Here is a 21,711-nt window from a genome sequence, read left to right as displayed (position 1 = left end):
TAAGAATATGAGGGAAAGGGAGACGCCGGGCGGGAGAGGGATTGGCCCCTCCTGCCCGGCGTCCTGCCGCATCGCGGGCCACTATGCTGTGGCGCCGTCCCCGCTGTTGATGGCCGCGTACGCCTCGGCGAGATAGTGGCCGAGACGGGCCGGGGTGGGATATTCCAGAATGGCGACGAGGGGAATTTCCACGTCGGTGAGCGTCATCAGCTTGCGGGTGAGTTCGAGCGCGGTCAGCGAGGTGAGACCGTTTTCGAGGAAATTGCTGTCGTCGTCGATGGGGGTGGGGGAGAGGACGACGGCGAGTTGCGCCCGTACGGTCTCCCGCAGGATGTCCTCTCGCTCCTGCGCCGTGGCGATGGCGAGCGCCTGGTGCAGGGCCGCGCTGTCGAGATGGGTCTCGCTCTGTTCCGTGTGCATCGCGGATCCGTTCGGTTCGTGGTCGGAGGAATCGCCGTGGGCGCTGCCATTGACCGCGGTGAATGCGTTCATCGTTTCTCCCGCCTGGTGGGTGCTTGGTCGATGTCCGCGATGACCACGGACACCGCGTCCTCCACGACCGCCTGCCGCAGCAGGGCGGCCGCCGATCGCGGGGACAGTGCAGACGTTGCGGCGCCCCAGCACACCGCGGTCGCCGGGACGCCCCGCGCCCGGCACTCCTGGGCGAGCGCGTGCAGATAGGCGTGGGCCGGAGCCTGGTTGCCCAGCCCCGGGCCGGGCAGCACGCCCACGACCGAGGAGCTGAGGACGAAGGCCGACAGGTCGCTCTTCAGACTGAGGGCGCACAGATTCCTCGCCCCCGCCACCGCCGCATGCCACGTGCGCTCGATCCGTGCCGCTTCCAGCGGCCCGGTCTCCTCGGGCGCAAGGGCCGGAAGATGCAGCACCGCGGTCAGCGGCGCGTCGGCCGGAAGCCCGGCCACGGCGGCGGCGAGCGCGTCCGGATCGGCCGGGTCGACGGTGGCCACGGACACCTGCGTGCCCGAGGCGGCCAGTTCGGCGAGCAGGCTGTCAGCCGGGGCCGTGGTGTCGAGGAGCAGCAGACGATCCGCCCCCGCACCGGCCACCCATCGGGCGGTGTGCGCCCCCAGGGCGGTGGCCGCCCCCGTGACCAGCACCGTGCCGTGCACCCGCCAGCCCTGCGGCGTGGTGTGGCCCCCCGTGGTGGCGCGCCCGGGTACGTCGCCTACCAGACGGCTGGTGAAGCAGCAGTCGGCGCGGACGGCCACTTCGCCCTCGCCGTGGAGGCCCGCCAGAACTCCCGCCAGCCGCCGTCCGGCCCGTGCGTCGAACCGGTCCGGCAGATCGGCCGACCCGCCCCAGCACCGCGGGTGTTCCACCGCGAGGGCGCGGCCCAGACCCCAGAACTGGGCCTGCTCCGGGCGGGTCACCGGATCCCCGCGCCCGACGCTGACCGCGCCGCGCGTGGCCACCCACACCGGGGCCTCGAGCCCGGCCCGCTCCACCGCCTCGACCAGAGAGATGGTCGAGGCAAGGGCCGGGCTCGGTCCGTCGTCGGGAGGAGGCTGCGACTCGTCCAGGGCCGACAGCGAGAGCACACCCGCCACGAACCCCCCGGTGGCGGCGTCGGATATCCGTTCGGCGAGGGTGCGCGCCGACGAGCCGTCCGGGGCGAGTACGACGACATCGGCGCCGTGCTCGCGCAGCGCGCCCGTAACGGCGTCGGCGGGCGGGCCGCCGGGCGACACGACGAGCCAGGTGCCGGACAGCCGCGGTGCCACCACCTCGCTCATGGCCTGCCAGACGATCCGGTGGCGCCACTGCCGCTGCCGCCGCCAGGCGGTCAGCGCGGGCAGGATCTCCCGCAGCAGGCCGTGCCGCTCCGCTGGCACATCGAGGGTCCGGGTGAGGGCAGCCACGTCGCCGTGCTCCACGGCGTCCCAGAACTCGGTGTCCACCCATGTCTCGGCCACCGGTGCGGTGCCCGCCCGGGGTGCGTCCTCCAGCCAGAACCGCTGCCGCTGGAAGGCGTAGGTGGGCAGGGGGACGGTACGCGGCCGAGTGGCGCCGTCGAAGAGGACGGCCCAGTCGACGGTGGCGCCCGTGGTGTGCAGCCGCGCCAGCGCGTACAACAGCCCGCGCACCTCGGACCGCTCGCCGCCACCACCGAACGGCGACAGCACCAGCGGCGCCGCCCCCTCCGGCAGACCACGCCCGGGCCTCAGCGTCCAGACCACACCGGCCGCGCCCAGGTCCGGGGCCCCGGGGCGCGGGGCGGCCGTGTCGCGGCCGCACCAGTAGCCGGGCGTGCCGATGTGTTCATCGACGGGCAGGCCGGTGGCGCCGTCGAGAACCGGGAGCGTGGGGCGGCGCAGGGACACCGTGTCGATGACGCGGGGGAGCTCGCCGGGACCGGCCGCGACGAGGCGGCAGGCGTCGGAGAGATCGAGGACACCGGCGACATGGGCGGCGGCGATCTCACTGACGGAATCGCCGCCTACCACGCAACCGGCTACCGCATCGGGCCGTACCCCGGCGGCCTCCAGCAGCCGGACCAGCGCGATGTGCAGCGCGAACAGCCCGGCCCCCGAGCCCGGCGGTGGACGTTCCCCCGCCGTCCCCAGCAGCATGCACACCTCGTCGTAGGCGGCGGCGAACACTGTGAAGCGGTCGTACAGTTCGCGACCCCAAGCCGGACACCGGCCGTCACCAAAGTCACCGAAGCCGTCGAACAGGAACACCGTCCTGCGTGGCGCGGCCGCCGCCCCGCCCGTACGCACCACACCCGGCCCGACCACGGCCGGATGCGGCTCACCGGCCGCCAGCGCCTCCAGCCCGGCCCGCAACTCGTCCTGCCCCTCACCGACCACGACGGCCCGCTGGTCGAACACCGACCGCGTCGCGACCAGCGACCACCCCACATCGCGCGGCGACACCCCCGCATCCCGGGCCACATGGGCGGCCAGCGCCCGCGCCTGGCCCCGTAACGCGGCCCCATCACGCGCGGACAGCACCCAGGGCACCACTCCGGCATCCCCAGCAGCGCCGTCGTCGGAAACGGGCGAGGTCGCCTGCTCCAGAATCAGATGGGCGTTGGTGCCGCTCGCGCTGAAGGAGGACACCCCGGCGCGCCGCGGGCCCTCCTCGCGCACCGGCCACGCCGTCCGCTCGGTCAGCAGCCGCACCGCGCCCCTGCGCCAGTCCACCAGCCGGGTGGGCCGGTCGATGTGCAGGGAGCGCGGCAGCACCCCGTGCCGCATGGCCAGCACCATCTTGACGACACCGGCCAGCCCGGCCGCTGCCTGGGTGTGCCCGATGTTCGACTTCACCGACCCCAGCAGCAGGGGGCGTTCGGGCGGCCGCTCCTGACCGTAGGTGGCCAGCAGCGCCTGCACCTCGATGGAGTCGCCGAACGCGGTACCGGTGCCGTGCGCCTCGACCGCGTCCACGTCGGCCGCCGACAGCCCGGCGTTGGCCAGCGCGTCCCGGATCAGCTGCTGCTGGGCCGGGCCGTTCGGCGCGGCCATTCCCGTACTGGCACCGTCCTGGTTGATCGCCGAACCGCGGAGCACCGCCAGCACCTGATGGCCGTGGCGCCGCGCGTCGGACAGCCGTTCCAGCAGCACCAGACCGGCGCCCTCCCCGTACACCATGCCGTCCGCCGCGTCCGCGAAGGACTTGCACCGGGCGTCGGGGGCTAGCTGATGCTGTCCGGGCGCCGCGTGGAACACGCTCGGGGTGTACATGAGGGCGGCCCCGCCCGCCAGCGCCAGATCGCATTCCCGCTGCCGCAGCGACCGCGCGGCCAGATGCATCGCCACCAGCGACGACGAACACGCCGTGTCCAGGGTGACGGCCGCGCCGCGCAAACCCAGCGTGAACGCGATCCGGCCCGATGCCACGCTTCCCGCGCTGCCGTTCCCCACCTGCCCCAGCAGATCCGCCGGGATCTCGCTCAGCCGTGCGACGTAGTCGTGGTACATCACACCCGTGTACACGCCGGTGGAGCTGCCGCGCAGGGACTGCGGATCGATGCCCGCGCTCTCCGTGGCCTCCCAGGCCAGCTCCAGCAGCATCCGCTGCTGCGGTTCGATGGCCGCGGCCTCGCGCGGGCCGATGTGGAAGAACCCGGCGTCGAAGGCGCTCGCGTCATAGATGAAGCCGCCCGCGCGGACGAACGAGGTCTCCTTGCGGCCCGGGCCGGGATCGTGAAGCCGCTCCAGATCCCATCCGCGGTCCGTGGGAAGGCCGGAGACGGCGTCGCGTTCACCGGCCACCAGATCCCACAGCTGCTCCGGCGTCCGCACGCCACCGGGGAAACGGCAGGCCATGCCGACGAGCGCGATGGGGTCCTCCCGCTCCGACCGCAGGTCCCGCAGCTCCTGCCGGGCCTCGTGCAGTTCGGCCGTCGTCCACTTGAGGTAGTCGACGAGCTTTTCCTCGTTCGTCATGACCGGTTTCGTCATGACGGTCGCCCGGCCACCGTGCTGCGCGGATTGAGGTCCACCAGGGCGAGTTCTTCGGGGCGCAGCGGTGGCGCGGTGAGTTCCGGCAGTGGCCGGTCCCGGTGCATCAGCGACAGGAAGCGGCTGGACGCCAGCTCGGACTGCGGCGCGGTCAGGCTGATCACATCGGTCACCACGTCGCACACCGCGGAGGCGCGGATCGCCCGGTCGGAGATGAGGTCGGAGAAGCGCTGCCGTGCCACCGCCCCGCCGGTCAGCCGGGGATCGGTCACCTGAGTACGGCAGTTGACGTATTCGACGTCCTTGGACGCGGCCATGATCCATGGGTCGTCCACCACGGCGCTGACGGCCTGCTGCACCCGCCGGGTCCGCGCCGGTTCGTATCCGGACCGCCCCAGCTCCGCGTCGAGCGCGGCGGCACTGCGCGCGGCGGCGCTCATCCCATGACCGTAGATCGGGTTGAACGCGGCCAGCGCGTCCCCGAGGACGAGCAGCCCCTCCGGCCAGGTGTCCAGCCGCTCCGGATACAGCCGGCGGTTGGCACCGACGCGGGAGACCGCCACCGAGGTCAGCGGCTCGGCCAGCGCCATGAGGTCGGCCACCAGCGGATGGCGCAGGGTCTGGGCGTACGGCAGGAAGTCGTCGTCGTGCGTGGGCAGCCCGGCGCCACGGGTGCAGGACAGGGTCACCATCCAGGTGCCGTCCTCCTGCGGATAGACCACCCCGAAGCGACCGGGCTCGCGCACCCGGTGGTCGGCGGCCACATTGACGGCGGGGAATCCGACGGTGGCCCCCGGCGGCGCGCGGAACACCCGGGTGGCGTACGCGATCCCCGCGTCGACGATGTCCTCCTCGACCGGGGGCAGCGCCAGCGCCGACAGCCAGTGCCGCAGCCGGGAGCCGCGCCCCGAGGCGTCGACCACCAGATCGGCTTCCAGGGTTTCCAGGGCTCCGGTGTCCATGTCCCGTACCCGCACCCCGGCGACCCGCTTGCCGTCCCCGGCCAGGTCGAGGATCTCGGCGCGCGACCGTACGGAGATCCGCCCGGCCGCCAGGATCTGGTCGCGCACGATCCAGTCCAGGAACGGCCGGGTGCACATGATGGCGTACTGCCGTGGCGGGAAGCGGTGCTGCCAGCCGTGCGAGGTCAGCGTCACCAGGTCCTGGTGGAAGCCGACCCGGCGGGCGCCCGCGTCCAGCAGCCGGTCGATCGTGCCCGGCAGCAGCGCGTCGACGATACGGGCGCCACTCGACCACAGCACATGGACATGGCGCGCCTGGGGCGAGCCCTTGCGATGGCGGGGCCCGTCCGGCAGCACATCGCGCTCCACGACGGTGACGCTCTCCAGATGGCGGGTGAGCACATGGGCGGCCAGCATCCCCGCCCAGCCGCCACCCAGGACAATTCCGCGCTTCGGTTCGGTCATGGTTCTGCTTACGTCCCTTCACCACTTACATCGGACTGGGGCTGCCCTTGGCCTGGACCATCCGAGCGAGGTTCTGGGTGACGGCCATGAAGTGTGCGACGCCGGTGAGTTCGGGGCCATCACCCACTTTGGTGTCCGTGATGCCCCAGAACGCCTGGGCGTGATGGACCAGACCGTCAGCACCCAGCTCGATGACACCGACGATGCTGAACGTCAGCTTCGTCGGGGCGTAGACCGTGACCGTGGTCGGCACCGCCGCCCACCGGCCGTCCATCGAGGCGACGGGGCGGCCCGGCGCCTCGTGCACCTGGCATTCGATGGACCACGCGATGTGCTCGCGGAGCGCCTCCTTTCCGATCAGTGGCGGCGCGCCGACCGGGTCCTCGAAGACGATGTCGTCCGAGAACAGCGCGAGTACGTCATCCACATCACCGGCATTCATGCGCCGGGCGTACTCCAGGGCCATCGTCTTGAGGGTCGCCTCATCGGTCATGGACGCCTGCTGCGCGGCTCCGCCGCTCCGGGAAGCCAGGTCGGACCTTCCCCAGAACTTTCGCAGCTCATGAATGAGGCCACCGGCCCCGACGCGCAGCATCAGCACGTAATCCCAGGTGAGGCGGGTGTCCTCGGGAGCCTCTGGCACCCTCTGCCAGCCGCGGTCGGCGAAGCCGGGTCCCTTGGGGAGGCGTCCCAGGGTGGCGGTGACGGGCACCAGCACATGCACACCGTCCTGCCCGGCCACCGGCTCGCCGGGAACCTCGGCGATACCCGCGGCGGCCAGCTCCTCGAAATGCTTCCGCAGCGCGTCCCGTCCGCTCCGCTGGCCCGAGCCGATGGGATCCTCGAAAGTGGCCTCGTCGGCGTACAGCTCCAGCAGCCCGTCCACATCCGCGGCGTTGAGCCGACGGCTGTGCTCGAGAATGAGCTTCTTCCGGCTTCGTTCGTCAATCAACGTGTGCCTCCGTGTGCTTGCCGTCGCTCTCCGCACGACTGCCTTCGCCGCGGCCGAGCTCCCGGTCGATGAACTGGAAGATCTCGTCGGTGCTGGCGTCCTGGATGCGGCCGGTCACCTCGGCGTCCTCTGCGGCATCGCCATGCAGGGTGTCCAGCTTCGCCAGCGTGCTCCGCAGGCGCTTGCGCAGCGCGTCCCAGACGGCCTCGTCCCGGGCGACGGTGAGGACCGTGCCCTCCAGCCGCTCCAGCTCGCCCAGCACCGGGGTGAGCGGATCCACGTCCCCGGGCGCCAGCTCGGTGCGCAGATGCGCGGCAAGGGCGGCCGGGTTGGGCTGGTCGAAGATGAGCGTGGTAGCCAGCCGCAATCCGGTGACGGCGGTCAGCCTGTTCCGCAGCTCGATCGCGGTCAGCGAGTCGAAGCCCAGGTCCAGGAAGCCGCGTTCGGCCGGAATCCGGCCCGGATCGGAGTGGCCGAGCGCGGCCGCGGCGTGCGTGAGCACCAGGTTGAGCAGCACCCGGTGCTGCTCGTCCCGGGGGAGCGCCGCGAGGTGGCCGGACCAGTCGGTGGGCGCCCGGCCGGTGGCGGCGGTACGCCGCGCCGGGCCGCCGCCGGTGAGCGCCCGCAGCGGGGCGGGCAGGGTGAGCGCGGGCTGCCCGGCCAGCGCCCGTACGTCCAGGTCGATGGCCACGAGGTGCGGCGCGCCGTGCCGTACGGCGGCGTCCAGCAGTCCCAGCGCCCGTTCACCGGACATCGCACCGATGCCCGAACGGGCCATCCGGGCCCGGTCCGCCTCGTCCAGGTGCCCGGTCATGCCACTGGTGTCGGCCCACAGCCCCCAGGACACCGACACTCCCGGCAGGCCGAGGGCGCGACGGTGGGCGGCCAGGGCGTCGCAGAAGGCGTTAGACGCGGCGTAGTTGGACTGTCCCGACGACCCCAGGGTGGCCGCCGTCGAGGAGAACATCACGAACAGCGCCAGCGGCAGATCCGCCGTCGCCGTGTGCAGATGCGCCGCGGCCGTGGCCTTCGGCTCCCACACCCGGGCCAGCCGCTCCGGAGTCTGGGAGGTGAGGACGGCGTCGTCCAGCACACCGGCGGCGTGGACGACACCGGTCAGTGGATGCGCCGGGTCGACTCCGGCCACCAGGTCCGCCACCTCGACCGGATCGGTGACATCGGCGGCGCGGACCCGCACCTGAGCGCCCAACTCCTCAAGCCGCTCGGCCAGTTCGGGGACCCCGGGGGCGTGCGGGCCGCTTCGGCTGACGAGCAGCAGATGCTTGACACCCCAGGTGCGTACCAGATGTTCGGCGACCAGGCCGCCCAACGTGCCCGTGCCGCCGGTGATCAGCACGGTGCCGTCCGGGTCAGGCACTCCACCGCCACCGGACGCTTCCGTGGCGTCCGCCGGGGCCGGACACCCCACACCGGCCCGCCCCAGCCGGGGCACCAGTACGCGTCCCGTACGCACCGCCACCTGCGGCTCATGCAGATCCACCGCGCGGACGACCGCCTCCGCGGCGCCACCGGGTCCGGTGCCGTGGTCGACGTCGAGCAGAACGAACCGTTCGGGGTTCTCCGACTGGGCGCTGCGGATAAGCCCCCACGCCCCGGCCCCGACCGGATCCACCGCGACGCCCTCACCCTCGCTGGAGTCGGCCATGGCCACCGCGCCGCGCGTGACCACCACCAGCCGGGCATCGGCCAGCGCGGCCCGCCCCAGCCACCCCTGCACCAGCCCCAGCAGCCCGTCCACCGCCCGCAGCCCCTCGCGGGCGTCGGCGGAGGCCCCGGACGCGTGGCAGGGCGTCAGGACGACCGAAGGCGCGGGCGCACCGGCGTCAATGGCCGCGACCAGCGCCTCCAGATCCGGATAGCGCACGACGTCCGCGCCCTCCGCCATCGCCACCGAGGCCGCCAGGCCCTGTGGATCCTCGCCCACGACCACCCATTCGCCGTCCCCCACCACAGACCGTTCCTCCGGCCCGGTGGCAGGCACCGGCAGCGGAGTCCAGCCCAGCGTGAACAGCCCGTCCACCCCGCGCCCGGCCGCGGCCGCCCGCAACCCGTCGGCACCGGCCGGTCGCGTGACCAGCGAATCCACCGTCAGCACCGGGGCGCCCACGGCGTCGGCCACCGCCATCCGCAGCGCCTGCCGCTCCTCGTCGCGGGCCAGCCGCACCCGCACACTGGTCGCCTCGGACGCCCACAGGGACACGCCGTTCCACACGAACGGCAGCCGTACCCGGTCGTCGTCCTCCTGCCCCTCCGGCCGGTCCATGAGCAGCGACGGATGCAACGCCGCGTCCAGCAGCGCCGGATGGATCCCGAACCCGCTCCGGTCACCGGCGGCATCGGGCAGGACCACCTCCGCGAGGACGTCCGCGCCGTGCCGCCAAGCGGCGGTCAGGCCCTGGAAGGCCGGTCCGTACGCGTAGCCGGCCGCCCTCACCTGCTCGTAGAACCCGTCGATGTCCAGCGGCTCCGCACCCGCCGGAGGCCATACGCCACCCAGCCCCTCCGCCTGCCCGGGGGCGTCGGCTGGCGGGGCCAGCACACCCCGCGCATGGCACACCCACTCCGCGGGACCTCCCCCGTCATCCTCCGGGCACGTGTACACGGCCACCTCACGCCGCCCGTCCTCCGCCGCGGCGCCCACCACCACCTGCACCCGCAAACTGCCCGACGCGGGCAACACCAGCGGCCGCTGGAGCGCCAGCTCCTCCACACCACCGCACCCCACCTCGTCGGCGGCCCGCAGCGCCCACTCCACCAACACCGCACCCGGCGCCAGCACCGCACCCGCCACCACATGCTCACCGAGCCACGGATGGGTGCGCGGCGACACCCGGCCGGTCAGCAGACGCGTCGAGCCGTCGGCCACCTCCACCGCCGCGCCCAGCACCGGATGGCCTGCGGACACCAGCCCGAGACCGGCCGGATCGCCACCGGTCCCGGACTCGCCGTCGATCCAGTAGCGCTCGCGCTGGAAGGCGTACGTCGGCAGGTCGATGACGCGGGGCGCCGGATCGCTGAGGAACCAGCGGGACCAGTCCACCTCGGCCCCGGCCGTGAAGGCTTGGGCCACCGAGCGCGCCAGCTGCGCCGTCCCGCCATGGTCCCGGCGCAGGGTGGGGATGGTGGTTGCCTGGACTGCGGCTTCCTCGAAGGTTTCCTGCATGCCGATGGTGAGGACGGGGTGGGTGCTGGCTTCGATGAAGACGCGGTGGCCGTCGTCCAGCAGGGCTCGTACGGCGTCGGCGAACCGCACGCGCTCGCGCAGATTCGTCACCCAGTAGCCGGAATCCAGCTCGGCGGTGTCCAACCGGCCACCGGTGACAGCCGAGTAGAACGCCACCCCGGAGCGGGTCGGTGTGACCCCGGCCAGGAGGCCGTTCAGTTCGTCGGTGATCTGGTCGATCTGTGGGCCGTGTGAGGCGTAGTCGACGTCGATGAGCCGTGCCCGGCTACCGGCTTCCTGGCATGCGGTCACCGTGTGGGCGACCTCATCTGGGGGTCCGGAGATGACGACGGATCCGGGTCCGTTGACGGCGGCCAGGGCCACGCCTTCGGCGTGTTCGTCCAGTCCGGTCAGGAATTCCTCGGCCCGGTCCTGGCTCATTGCGAGGGATGCCATGGCGCCGCCGCCTGCGAGTTTGCGCAGTGCCTGGCTGCGTAGTGCCACGATCTTGGCGCCGTCGTCCAGGGACAGTGCGCCCGCCACCACGGCTGCGGCGATTTCGCCTTGGCTGTGGCCGACGACGGCGGCTGGGGTTACGCCGTGGTGGCCCCATACGGTTGCCAGTGACACCATGATGGCCCAGAGGACGGGTTGGACGACGTCGACGCGGACCAGGTCGGCGGCGTCGGGGGCACCGCGCAGGACGTCGGTGAGGGACCAGTCCACGTACGGGGACAGGGCCTGTTCGCATTCGGCGACGCGGGTGGCGAAGACCGGTGACTCATCCAGCAGTGCGGCGCCCATTCCGGCCCACTGCGAGCCCTGCCCCGGGAACACCAGCACCGGACCCGTGCCGCCCGTGGCCGCCGCGCTGCCCGGATCGACCACCCCGGGATGGGCGTCACCGGCGGCCAGCGCCACCAGCCCCGCCAGCAACTCTTCGCGCTTCTCGCCGACGACGACCGCGCGGTGGTCGAACACCGACCGAGTCCGGATCAGCGACCAGCCCACCTCGGCGGGCGTTACGTCCGCATCGGCGGCCACCCGCTCGGCCAGCGCCCGCGCCTGCCCCCGTAACGCCGCGGCGCTGTGTCCCGACACCACCCACGGCACGGCGCCGATGTCCTCGGTGTCCGGGCGCGTGGCGGGCTGCTCCGTCGCGTTCGGCGCCTCCTCCAGGATCAGATGGGCGTTGGTGCCACTGATCCCGAAGGAGGACACGCCTGCGCGGCGCGGACGCTCATCCGTCACCCAGGGGACCTGTTCGGTCAGCAGCCGCACGGCACCGGCGCTCCAGTCCACATGCGGGGTGGGTGCGTCGATGTGCAGCGAGGCGGGCAGCAGTTGGTGCCGCAACGCCATCACCATCTTGATGACACTGGCAGCCCCGGCGGCGGCCTGGGTGTGCCCGACGTTCGACTTGACCGAGCCGAGCCACAGCGGTCGCCCGTCCGGCCGGTCCTGTCCGTACGTGGCCAGCAGCGCTTGGGCCTCGATCGGGTCGCCCAGCGTCGTACCGGTACCGTGCGCCTCCACCGCGTCCACCTCGCGCGGCGCCAGCCGGGCGTTGGCGAGCGCCTGCCGGATGACACGCTGCTGGGACGGCCCGTTCGGCGCGGTCAGACCGTTGCTCGCCCCGTCCTGGTTGACCGCCGAACCACGGATCACAGCCAACACCCGGTGGCCATTGCGCCGCGCGTCCGACAACCGCTCCAGCAGCACCAGTCCGACACCCTCGGAGAAGCCGGTGCCGTCTGCCGCCGCCGCGAACGCCTTGCACCGCCCGTCCGGCGACAGCGCGCGCTGACGGGAGAACTCGGTGAAGCCACCCGGCGTCGCCATCACCGTCACCCCGCCCGCCAGCGCGAGGGCGCATTCGCCCTGCCGCAGCGCCTGCGCCGCCATATGCGTCGCCACCAGCGACGACGAACACGCGGTGTCCACCGTCACCGCGGGCCCCTCCAGGCCGAAGGAGTACGACACCCGCCCCGACACCACACTGCCGAGGTTGCCGGTGGCGACGTAGCCCGCCGCGTCGCTGGTCGTCTGTCCGATGAGCGACAGATAGTGGTACGAGTCCACTCCCGCGAACACGCCGGTGTCGCTCCCGCTCAGCTCGTCGCGCCTGATACCGGCGCGCTCGAACGCCTCCCACGCCGTCTCCAGCAGCAGCCGCTGCTGCGGGTCCATCGCCGCGGCCTCGCGGGGGCTGATCCCGAAGAAGTCGGCGTCGAAGTCGGCCACGTCGCGCAGGAAGCCGCCCTCCCGGGCACTGCTCGTCCCGGCGCGCTCGGGGTCCGGGTCGTAGAGGCCGTCCAGGTCCCAGCCGCGGTCCTCGGGAAAGGAGGAGATGACGTCCTCCCCCTCGCACACCACCCGCCACAGGTCCTCGGGAGAGGCCACGTCACCGGGGAAGTGGCAGGCCATGCCGATGATGGCGATGGGCTCCCGGGCCCGCTCGTCGGCCTCGCGCAACTGCCGTTTGGCCAGGCGCAGATCGGAGGTCGCCCGCTTGAGATAGCTGCGGAGCTTCTCGTCGTCCGTCATGTCACATCAACCCGATCGTCACGGCCGTCTGGATTCATCGGAGGGCGGGGAGGGTCAGCGGAGACTGTCGTCGAAGGGGGCGTTCAGCTCGCCGTCGAGCACCTGGAACAGCTCCTCGTCGGTGGCCGACTCCAGATCGTCCTCACCGGGCTCCTCATCGGCATCGCCGTCCACCCTGCGCAGCAGCTCCCGCAGCCGCCCTGCGATGCGCGTCCGCTCCTCCGGGTCGTCGGCCACCGCGCCCAGCGCCGCGCCGATGGCGTCCAGCTCGGCGAGGATCGAGCCGGTGCGGGCCGTTCCGGCCGGGGCCAGCAGCTCGTCCAGGAGCCGGACGACGGCGGTGGGCGTGGGGTGGTCGAAGACCAGCGTGGCAGGCAGCCGCAGCCCGGTGGCGGCGCCGAGCCGGTTCCGCAGCTCGACGGCGGTCAGGGAGTCGAAGCCCAGCTCGCGGAAGTTCTGCGCGGGGTGGATCGAATCCGCCGCGTCATGGCCCAGCACCGTCGCGGTGTGGCCGCGCACCAGCTTGAGGAGCGCCTGCTGCCGGTCCTCCGCGGAGAGCGCCGCGAGCGGCTGAGCCGGGTCGGTGGCGGATACCTCGGCGGCCTTTGCGGCCACCTGCGGGGTGCCGCCGCGTACGAGGGTGCGGAAGAGGGGCGGTGGCTCGGTGTCCCGGGCCTGACGGGCGAGGGCGGCCAGGTCCAGGCGGATGGGCGCCAGGGTGGGCATGCCGCTGGCGAGGGCGATGTCGAGCAGCGCGAGCCCCTGTTCGGTCTCCAGCCCCACGATGCCCGCCCGCGCGAGCCGGGCCCGGTCGGCGTCGGTCATGTCCCCGGTCATCCCGGTGGCCTGCTCCCAGTAACCCCAGGCCAGGGAGGTCGCGGGCAGACCCTGGGCGTGGCGGTGCTGAGCGAGGGCGTCGAGGAAGGCATTGGCGGCCGCGTAGTTGCCCTGCCCCGCGGCGCCGAGCAGCCCGGCAGCGGCGGAGAACAGCACGAACGCCGAAAGCCCCAGGTCCCGGGTCAGCTCGTGCAGATGCCACGCCGCGTCCGCCTTCGCCCCTAGCACGTCGTCGACCTGGGCGGGCGTCAGCGCTTCGACCGTGGCATCGCGCAGCAATCCGGCGGCATGGACCACCGCGGTGAGCCGATGACGCTCGGGAATCGACTCCAGCAGCGTGGCGAGGGCCGCCCGGTCAGAGGTGTCACACGCGGCGACGGTGACCTCCGCGCCCCGTTCGGCCAGCTCCGCCACCAGCCCGTCTGCCCCCGGCGCGTCCAGCCCCCGGCGGCTGGCAAGCAGCAGCCTTCGTACGCCGTGGCGGGCCACCAGATGGCGGGCGGTGGCCGCGCCCAGCGTGCCGGTGCCGCCGGTGATCAGGACGGTGCCCTCCGGATCGAGGGGCTGGGGAATCGCCAGGACGATCTTGCCGATGTGGCGGGCCTGGCTGAAGTGGCGGAACGCCTCGGGAGCCCGGCGGATGTCCCACACCGTGGTGGGCAGGGGGCGCAGCGTTCCGCCCTCGAACAGCGCCGACAGCTCGGTCAGTATCTGCTGGATACGGTCCGGACCGGCGCCGCTGACGAGGTCGAACGCCCGGTAGACGACCCCTGCGTGCTCGGCGCCGACCTCGGCGGGGTCACGGATGTCGGTCCTGGCCATGTCGATGAAGCGACCGCCGGGGGCCAGCAGCCGCAGCGACGCGTCCACGAAGTCACCGGCCAGTGCGTTGAGCACCACATCGACGGACCCGGCGGCCTCGCGGACCCGGTCCTCGAAGTCCAGCGCACGGGACGAGGCGATGTGGCGGTCGTCGAAGCCACGGGCCCGCAGCGCATGCCACTTGCCGGGGCTCGCGGTGGCGTACACCTCGGCCCCCCAGTGCCGGGCCAGTTGCACGGCCGCCAGCCCGACGCCACCGGTGGCCGCGTGCAGCAGCAGCTTCTCCCCCGAGCGCAGCCCCGCGAGATCGGCCAGCCCGTAGTACGCGGTGAGGAAGGCCGACGGGATGGTGGCCGCCCGCGCGTACGACCAGCCGTCCGGCATCCGGGTGATGAGCCGGGCGTCGGTGACGACCAGCGGCCCGGTGCCGTTGAACAGGCCCATCACCCGGTCGCCCACGGCGAACCGGCCCGTGTCCGGGCCCACTTCGACCACCACGCCCGCTCCGTCGCCACCGAGCGGCCGCGGGTCCGCCACCATGCCCAGCGCCACCACGACGTCATGGAAGTTCACCCCGCCCGCGTGCAGCGCCACCCGCACCTCGCCGGGGCCCAGCGGGCGTGTGTTGTCCGGGCAGTCGACCAGGGCGAGATGGTCCAGGCTGCCGTGCCCGGTGAGCCCCAGCCGCCACGCTGCCGGGCCCTCGGGCGGGGTGAGCCGCTTGGCGGCGTCGTCATGGGCGAGCCGGGCTACGTACGCCTGGCCACCGCGCAGGGCGATCTGCGGCTCGCCCGAGGCGACCGTGCCCGCCACTGCGCGCTGCGAAGTGGCCTGCTCATCCAGGTCGAGCAGCAGCAGACGGCCGGGGTTCTCCGACTGGGCGCTGCGCACCAGGCCCCAGGCGGCGGAGGCGGGCAGGTCATGGACGTCGTCATGGCCGTGGGTGGCGACAGCGCGCCGGGTGACGACGGCCAGCCGGGAGCCGGTGAACTCGGGCGCGGCGAGGAAGCCCTGGAGCAGCGAGAGCACGGCCGTGCCGACGCGGTGCGTGTGCTCGACCGGGTCGGCGTCCGGGGGAGTGGTGACGGTGGCGAACACGACGTCGGGTGCCGGAGTGCCCTCCGCGATGGCCGCCCGGAGGGCGTCGAGCCCGGGATGACACATGGCGTCGGGCAGGGCGGCGGCCAGCGCTTCCGCGCCGCCGGATCCGAGGACGGCCGTACGGAGCACCGGGCCACCCTCGGACCCGTCCTCGGGCAGGGGCAACGGTGCCCAGGCGAACTGGAACAGCGCATTGCGGCTCGCGGAACGGGCGCGGCCGAGCTGGGCGCCTTGCGGCACGGGCCGCAACACCAGGTCGTCCACGGCCGCCACCGGCGTGCCGACTGGATCGCAGACGTGCAGCGCCAGCCGGTCCGCCGCCGTGGGCGTGATGCGCACCCGCAGGGCGTCGGCACCGGTGGCGCACAGCCGCAGACCGCTCCAGGCGAAGGGGAGGAGGACCTGCTGCGCCTCCTCGGAATCGGGTGCGACGGCGAGAGCGCGGGCGTGCAGCGCGGCGTCGAGCAGGGCCGGGTGGATGCCGTATCCGGTGGCGGAGGCGCGTTCGCCCTCGGGCAGCGCCACTTCGGCGTAGAGCTGGTCGTCCAGCCGCCATGCCGCGGTGAGCCCCTGGAACGACGGGCCGTAGGCGTAGCCGTGGTCGGCGAGCCGGGCGTAGAAGTCCTGCACGGGCAGCGGTGTCGCCCCCGGTGGCGGCCACGCGCTGTCGAGGGCGACGAGGCTGCGCGCGGGTGAGGGGGCGAGGGCACCGGTGGCGTGCCGCGTCCACGCCGTGTCACCGCTCTCGGCGGCGGGACGGGAATGGATGGTGAGGGAGCGCCCACCGTCGTGGCCGGGGGCGCCGACGACGACCTGCACATCGACCGCCTCGCCGTCCGGTACGACCAACGGCGCGGCCAGAGTCAGCTCGGACACCTGGTCACAACCGGTCCGGGCGGCGGCGTGCAGGGCGAGCTCGGCGAAGGCGGTCCCGGGCAGCAGCACGGTGTCCAGTACCCGGTGGTCGTTCAGCCAGGGGTGGGTCTGCGGGGACAACCGACCGGTCAGCACATTGGTGCCACCCTCGGCCACGTCCACGACAGCACCGAGCAGCGGATGCCCGGCGGCCATCAGACCCAGTTCGGTCGGATCGCCACTGGGCCCGCTAGGGCGGTCGAGCCAGTAGCGTGCGCGCTGGAAGGCGTATGTCGGCAGGTCGATGACGCGGGGCGCCGGGTCGGTGGGGAACGAGCGGGACCAGTCCACCTCGGCCCCGGCCGTGAAGGCTTGGGCGATGGCGTGGATCATTTGCGCCGTCCCGCCGTGGTCGCGGCGCAGGGTGGGGATGGTGGTTGCCTGGACTGCGGCTTCCTCGAAGGTTTCCTGCATGCCGACGGTGAGGACGGGGTGGGTGCTGGCTTCGATGAAGACGCGGTGGCCGTCGTCGAGCAGGGCTCGTACGGTGTCGGCGAATCGCACCCGCTCGCGCAGGTTCGTCACCCAGTACGCCGTGTCCAGACCGCTGGTGTCCATCCGGCCGCCGGTGACGGTGGAGTAGAACGCCGCCTCTGCCTGGGCTGGTTCGATACCGGCCAAGAGGTCGGTCAGCTCGTCGCGGATCTGGTCGATCTGTGGGCCGTGTGAGGCGTAGTCCACGTCGATGAGCCGTGCCCGGCTACCGGCCTCTTGGCATGCGGTCACCGTGTGGGCGACTTGATCGGGGGGTCCGGAGATGACGACGGACCCGGGTCCGTTGACGGCGGCCAGGCCCACGCCTTCGGCGTGTTCGCCCAGCCCGGTCAGGAACTCCTCGGCCCGGTCCTGGCTCATTGCGAGGGATGCCATGGCGCCGCCGCCCGCGAGTTTGCGCAGTGCCTGGCTGCGTAGTGCCACGATCCTGGCGCCTTCGTCCGGGGACAGCGCGCCCGCCACCACGGCTGCGGCGATTTCGCCTTGGCTGTGGCCGACGACGGCTGCGGGGGTCACGCCGTGGTGGTCCCATACGGCGGCCAGTGACACCATGACGGCCCAGAGGACGGGTTGGACGACGTCGACGCGGCCCAGATCGGCGGCGTCGCGGGCACCGCGCAGGACGTCGGTGAGCGACCAGTCCACGTAAGAGGAGAGGGCCTGTTCGCACTCGGCGACTCGGGCAGCGAAGACCGGTGACTCATCCAGCAGTGCGGCGCCCATCCCGGCCCACTGCGAACCCTGCCCCGGGAACACCAGCACCGGGCCCGCTCCCGAGGCAGCGGTGGACTGGGCGGACGTCACACCGGCGGGCTCCACCACTGCCGGGTGCGACTCCCTGGCGGCCAGGGCCATGAGACCAGCCGTCAGCTCGTCGCGGTCCTTGCCCACGACGACCGCTCGGTGGTCGAACACCGAGCGGGTACGGATCAGCGACCAGCCCACCTCGGCGGCCGTTACGTCCGCATCGGCGGCCACTCGCTCGGCCAGCGCCTGCGCCTGGCCTCGTAAGGCCGTAGCGCTTCGCGCCGACACCACCCAGGGCACCACACCGCTGGCGTCGGGCTCCGGCCGCGTTGCGGTGTCTTCCGCCTCCTCAGGGGCCTGCTCCAGGATGAGATGGGCGTTCGTCCCCGAGATGCCGAACGCGGACACCCCGGCCCTGCGCGGCCGTTCTTCCCGGGCCCACCGGACCGGCTCGGTGAGCAGCCGTACGCCCCCCGAGGCCCAGTCCGCGTGCGGGGTCGGTGTGTCGATGTGCAGCGAGGCGGGCAGCCGCTCGTGGCGCAGCGCCATCACCATCTTGATGACACTGGCCGCACCCGCGGCGGCCTGGGTGTGGCCCAGGTTCGACTTGATGGAGCCCAGCCACAGCGGCCGGTCCTCCGCCCTTCCCTGCCCGTACGTGGCCAGCAGCGCCTGGGCCTCGATCGGATCGCCGAGCGTCGTCCCGGTGCCATGGCCCTCCACCGCGTCCACCTCGGCGGCGGACAGATGGGCGTTGGCGAGCGCCTGTCGGATGACGCGCTGCTGGGACGGCCCGTTCGGCGCGGTCAGTCCGTTGCTCGCCCCGTCCTGGTTGACCGCCGAACCACGGATCACCGCCAGCACCCGGTGGTTGCGGCGCCGCGCCTCACCAAGGCGCTCCAGTACGACGAGCCCGGCGCCCTCTCCCCATCCGGTGCCGTCGGCCGCGGAGGCGAAGGGCTTGCACCGGCCGTCGGGGGCCATGCCGCGCTGCCGGGAGAACTCGATGAACGCTCCCGGAGTAGCCATCACGGCCACGCCACCTGCCAGTGCCAGATCGCATTCGCTGTGGCGTAGCGCCTGGCAGGCCAGATGGATGGCCACCAGCGACGACGAACACGCCGTGTCGACCGTCACCGCGGGCCCTTCGAGGCCCAGCGAATAGGCCACCCGCCCTGACACCACACTGCCGAGGTTTCCAGCCCCGACGTAGCCCTCCACCTCGCTGGTGATGTTCCCGATGACCGACAGATAGTCGTGGGAACCGATTCCGGCGAACACACCGGTGTTGCTGCCGCTCAGGGTGTCACGACGGAATCCCGCCCGTTCGAACGCCTCCCACGCCGTTTCCAGGAGCAGCCGCTGCTGCGGGTCCATGGCCAGCGCCTCACGTGGGCTGATGTCGAAGAACGCCGCGTCGAATGCGGTGGCGTCGTAACAGAATCCGCCCTGGTCCACATAGGACGTGCCGTAGTGCTCGGGGTCCGGATCGAAGAGTTGGTCGAGACTCCAGCCGCGGTCGGTCGGAAACGCGGAAATGGCGTCGTCGCCCTGCGCCACCAACTGCCAAAGGTCCTCGGGCGACCGCACTCCGCCCGGATAGCGGCACGCCATTCCCACGATGGCGACCGGCTCCGGCTCGGCGGAATCGATCTCGCGCAGACGCTGGCGGGTCTGGCGCAATTCGGCCGTGACCCACTTGAGGTGGTCGAGAAGCTTCTCTTCGTTGGACATCTAGCGCAAGCTCCTTGGCGCGGCGCGGAGGGTGGAGGTCATCGGGCTCATGATTTTCCGAACTCATCGGAAATGAGGTCGAAAATGTCTTCCGCTGTTGCTGTCTCCAGCTCGCTGTGAGCCGTGGAACGGTCCGCTTCGTGTCCCGTGTCGCTCCACTTGGCCAGCAGCAGTTGCAGTCGGCCCGTGATGCGGCGACGGGCCGCCTCGTCCACCGCGGACGGCTCCGACACCGAGTCCCAGGTGTCGAGGTCCGAGAGCAGCCGTCCCTCGGAGCTCACCCCCGTGTCGACGAGTCGCTCGCGCAGAAATTCCGCCAGCTGGTGAGAGGTGGGGTGATCGAATATGAGCGTGGGCGGCAGATCGATACCGGTGGTGGCGGTGAGCCGGTGCCCGAATTCGACCGCGGTGAGGGAGTCGAACCCCAGCTCCTGGAATGGCTGGGTGGGAGGAACGGCGTCCGTACTGGAATGGCCGAGGATCGCGGCCGCGTGCGTCTGGAGGTGATGGACAAGGAGCTGATGTTGCTGGGCTGGTGAGCAGTTCGCCAATTGCTTCTGGAGCGAGGTGATGGCAGCCGTCGCATCCGGGGCGTCGCCGTCGGACGACGACGGGGTGGGCATGAATCGGGCGAGGAGCGGACTCGGCCGTTGCGTCGTAAAGCTGGCAGGGAATTTCTGCCAGTCGATGTCCGCGACGGTGACGGTCGTGTCGTTGTGGTCGAGGGAGTGCTGAAGGGAGGCGATGGCGAGATCCGGGTCGAGCGGATTCATGCCGCGCCGGTTGTAGTAGTCGATGACGGCCTCGTCGGCGGCCATGCCCGCGTCGTTCCAGGGCGCCCACGCGATGCTGGTGGCGGGGAGTCCTTGGGCGCGTCGGTGTTCGGCGAGGGCGTCGAGGTAGGTGTTGGCGGCGGCGTAGGCGGCCTGCCGGCTGCCGCCCCAGGAGGCGGCGCCGGAGGAGAAGAGAACGAAGGCGCTGAGATCGCGGTCCTTGGTCAGCTCATGGAGGTGGGTGGCGGCGAGCGCCTTGGGCTGAAGGATGGCGTCGATGTGTGGGAGGTCGCTCTCCGCGAGCGAGGCGTTCTCCGCGATTCCGGCGGCGTGGATGACGGCGGTGAGGGGGTATTCGGTGGGAATGGTTTCGATGAGGTGGTGGAGTGCGGTGCGGTCGGAGACGTCGCAGGCGGTGATGGTGACGGTGGTGCCGAGGTCGGTGAGTTCTTGGGTCAGTTGGTGGGCGCCTGGTGCGTTGGGGCCGGTGCGGCTGGTGAGGTGGAGGTGTGGTGCGCCGTTGCGGGCGAGCCAGCGGGCGAGGTGGGCGCCGAGTCCGCCGGTGCCGCCGGTGATGAGCGTCGTACCGGTCGGCTGCCAGGGGACCGCCAGGGCATCGGTGGCGGGCGCGCGCTCAAGGCGGCGGCCGAGGACGGTCGAACGGATCGCCACCTGATCCTCGGGCTGGCCGGACCCGAGAAGCGCCGCGAGGCGGCCGGGCGTGCGGGCATCGAGGGTGTCGGGCAGATCGATCACACCGCCCCAGAGCCGGGGGTGTTCCAGCGCGGCAACCCGGCCGAAACCCCAGATCTGCGCCTGGTGCGGATGGGGAAGCGCATCGGAGGGCGTGGCCGCCACGGCGCCCTGGGTCAGGCACCACAGGGGTGCGGGCAGCGCGAGTTCGTCGAGGGCCTGGACGAGGGCCGTGGTAGCGGCCAGTCCCGCGGGAACGGCCGGGTGATCCGGGTGGTGGGTCTCCTCGAGGGCGAGGAGGCTCAGCACACCGACGGGTGTGGTCCGTCCCCCGGAAGGATCGGCGAGCTGCTGGGTGAAGGCTTCGCGATGAGCAGTGGTGGTGTCGATGGTGAGCGTCTCGCGCGCCGCACCGTGGGCATCGAGCGCCTCGGCGGCGGCCAGGACGACCGGGTGCTCGGTCAGGCCGGAGGGGACAAGGAGCAGCCAAGTGCCGCTGAGCACAGGTGTGGCGACCGCGTCGGGCAGCGGGTCCCAGGCGATCCGGTAGCGCCACGAGCCGATGGTGGCGTGCTCCCGGTGCCGTCGCCGCCAGGCCGAGAGGAGGGGGAGGGCAGGGAGCAGCGCGTCGATGCCGGGGTCGTTCTTCTCCAGCTGGAGTGTGCTGGTGAGGGCATCCACGTCCTGCGCCTCGATGGCGCCCCACAGCTGTGCCTCGACCGGGTCCTGCTGCGCGCTGTGTTCGTTGGTACGCCGGGCGGGCGGGGCGAGCCAGAAGCGTTGGTGTTGGAAGGCGTAGGTGGGTAGTTCGAGGGTGCGTGGGGCTGGGCTGGCGGGGAACCAGGGTGTCCAGTCGATGTCGGTTCCGGTGGTGTGGAGCCGTGCGAGGGTGTTGGCGAGGGCGCGGGCGTCGGGTTGTTTACGGTTTAGAGTCGCCGCCACCAAGGGGTTGAAGCGTTCGTTGTCTGCGGTGTCGTGGTGGAGGGTGTGGTGTGTTGCGGTGGCCAGGACGGGGTCGGGGCCCAGTTCCAGGAAGACGCTGGTCTCGGGTGCGGTG

7 protein-coding genes are annotated in these 21,711 nt (G+C 72.3%); all 7 read right to left on the bottom strand.

The features are described from left to right. Nucleotides 1-81 precede the first annotated feature (81 nt). The gene (locus ACH4TL_RS45595; RefSeq protein WP_398331825.1) at nucleotides 82-492 is read right to left on the bottom strand and encodes an acyl carrier protein; all 411 of its coding nucleotides are present in this window, start codon (nucleotides 490-492) and stop codon (nucleotides 82-84) included. After that, on the bottom strand, nucleotides 489-4,412 hold the full coding sequence (locus ACH4TL_RS45590; protein WP_398331828.1) for a type I polyketide synthase: 3,924 nt from the start codon (nucleotides 4,410-4,412) through the stop codon (nucleotides 489-491). The genes ACH4TL_RS45595 and ACH4TL_RS45590 overlap by 4 nt, the downstream gene beginning before the upstream one ends. Before the next feature lie 11 nt (nucleotides 4,413-4,423). Then, the gene (locus tag ACH4TL_RS45585) at nucleotides 4,424-5,854 is read right to left on the bottom strand and encodes an NAD(P)/FAD-dependent oxidoreductase (RefSeq protein WP_398331831.1); all 1,431 of its coding nucleotides are present in this window, start codon (nucleotides 5,852-5,854) and stop codon (nucleotides 4,424-4,426) included. 25 nt (nucleotides 5,855-5,879) lie between these two features. Next, nucleotides 5,880-6,806, bottom strand: coding sequence for a nuclear transport factor 2 family protein (locus tag ACH4TL_RS45580; protein ID WP_398331834.1), 927 nt, complete (start codon nucleotides 6,804-6,806; stop codon nucleotides 5,880-5,882). After that, nucleotides 6,799-12,537 (bottom strand): SDR family NAD(P)-dependent oxidoreductase, encoded by a 5,739-nt coding sequence (locus tag ACH4TL_RS45575; protein ID WP_398331837.1) that lies wholly within the window; start codon nucleotides 12,535-12,537, stop codon nucleotides 6,799-6,801. The genes ACH4TL_RS45580 and ACH4TL_RS45575 overlap by 8 nt, the downstream gene beginning before the upstream one ends. Nucleotides 12,538-12,591: 54 nt before the next feature. After that, nucleotides 12,592-19,188 (bottom strand): SDR family NAD(P)-dependent oxidoreductase, encoded by a 6,597-nt coding sequence (locus ACH4TL_RS45570; RefSeq protein WP_398331840.1) that lies wholly within the window; start codon nucleotides 19,186-19,188, stop codon nucleotides 12,592-12,594. Between the two features lie 47 nt (nucleotides 19,189-19,235). Further along, nucleotides 19,236-21,711: SDR family NAD(P)-dependent oxidoreductase (locus tag ACH4TL_RS45565; RefSeq protein ID WP_398331843.1), on the bottom strand; the 2,476-nt coding region annotated here is incomplete at its 5' end.

Origin of the sequence: Streptomyces sp. NPDC021115, assembly GCF_044333065.1 — a bacterium.
In the GTDB taxonomy this organism is placed as follows: domain Bacteria; phylum Actinomycetota; class Actinomycetes; order Streptomycetales; family Streptomycetaceae; genus Streptomyces.
This window is presented reverse-complemented; position numbering and strand designations above follow the sequence as displayed.

Excerpts from the sequence above, each read along its gene's own strand:
- ACH4TL_RS45595 (WP_398331825.1), bottom strand. The coding sequence starts at position 492 with ATGAACGCATTCACCGCGGTCAATGGCAGCGCCCACGGCGATTCCTCC.
- ACH4TL_RS45590 (WP_398331828.1), bottom strand. The coding sequence starts at position 4,412 with ATGACGAACGAGGAAAAGCTCGTCGACTACCTCAAGTGGACGACGGCC.
- ACH4TL_RS45585 (WP_398331831.1), bottom strand. The coding sequence starts at position 5,854 with ATGACCGAACCGAAGCGCGGAATTGTCCTGGGTGGCGGCTGGGCGGGG.
- ACH4TL_RS45575 (WP_398331837.1), bottom strand. The coding sequence starts at position 12,537 with ATGACGGACGACGAGAAGCTCCGCAGCTATCTCAAGCGGGCGACCTCC.
- ACH4TL_RS45570 (WP_398331840.1), bottom strand. The coding sequence starts at position 19,188 with ATGTCCAACGAAGAGAAGCTTCTCGACCACCTCAAGTGGGTCACGGCC.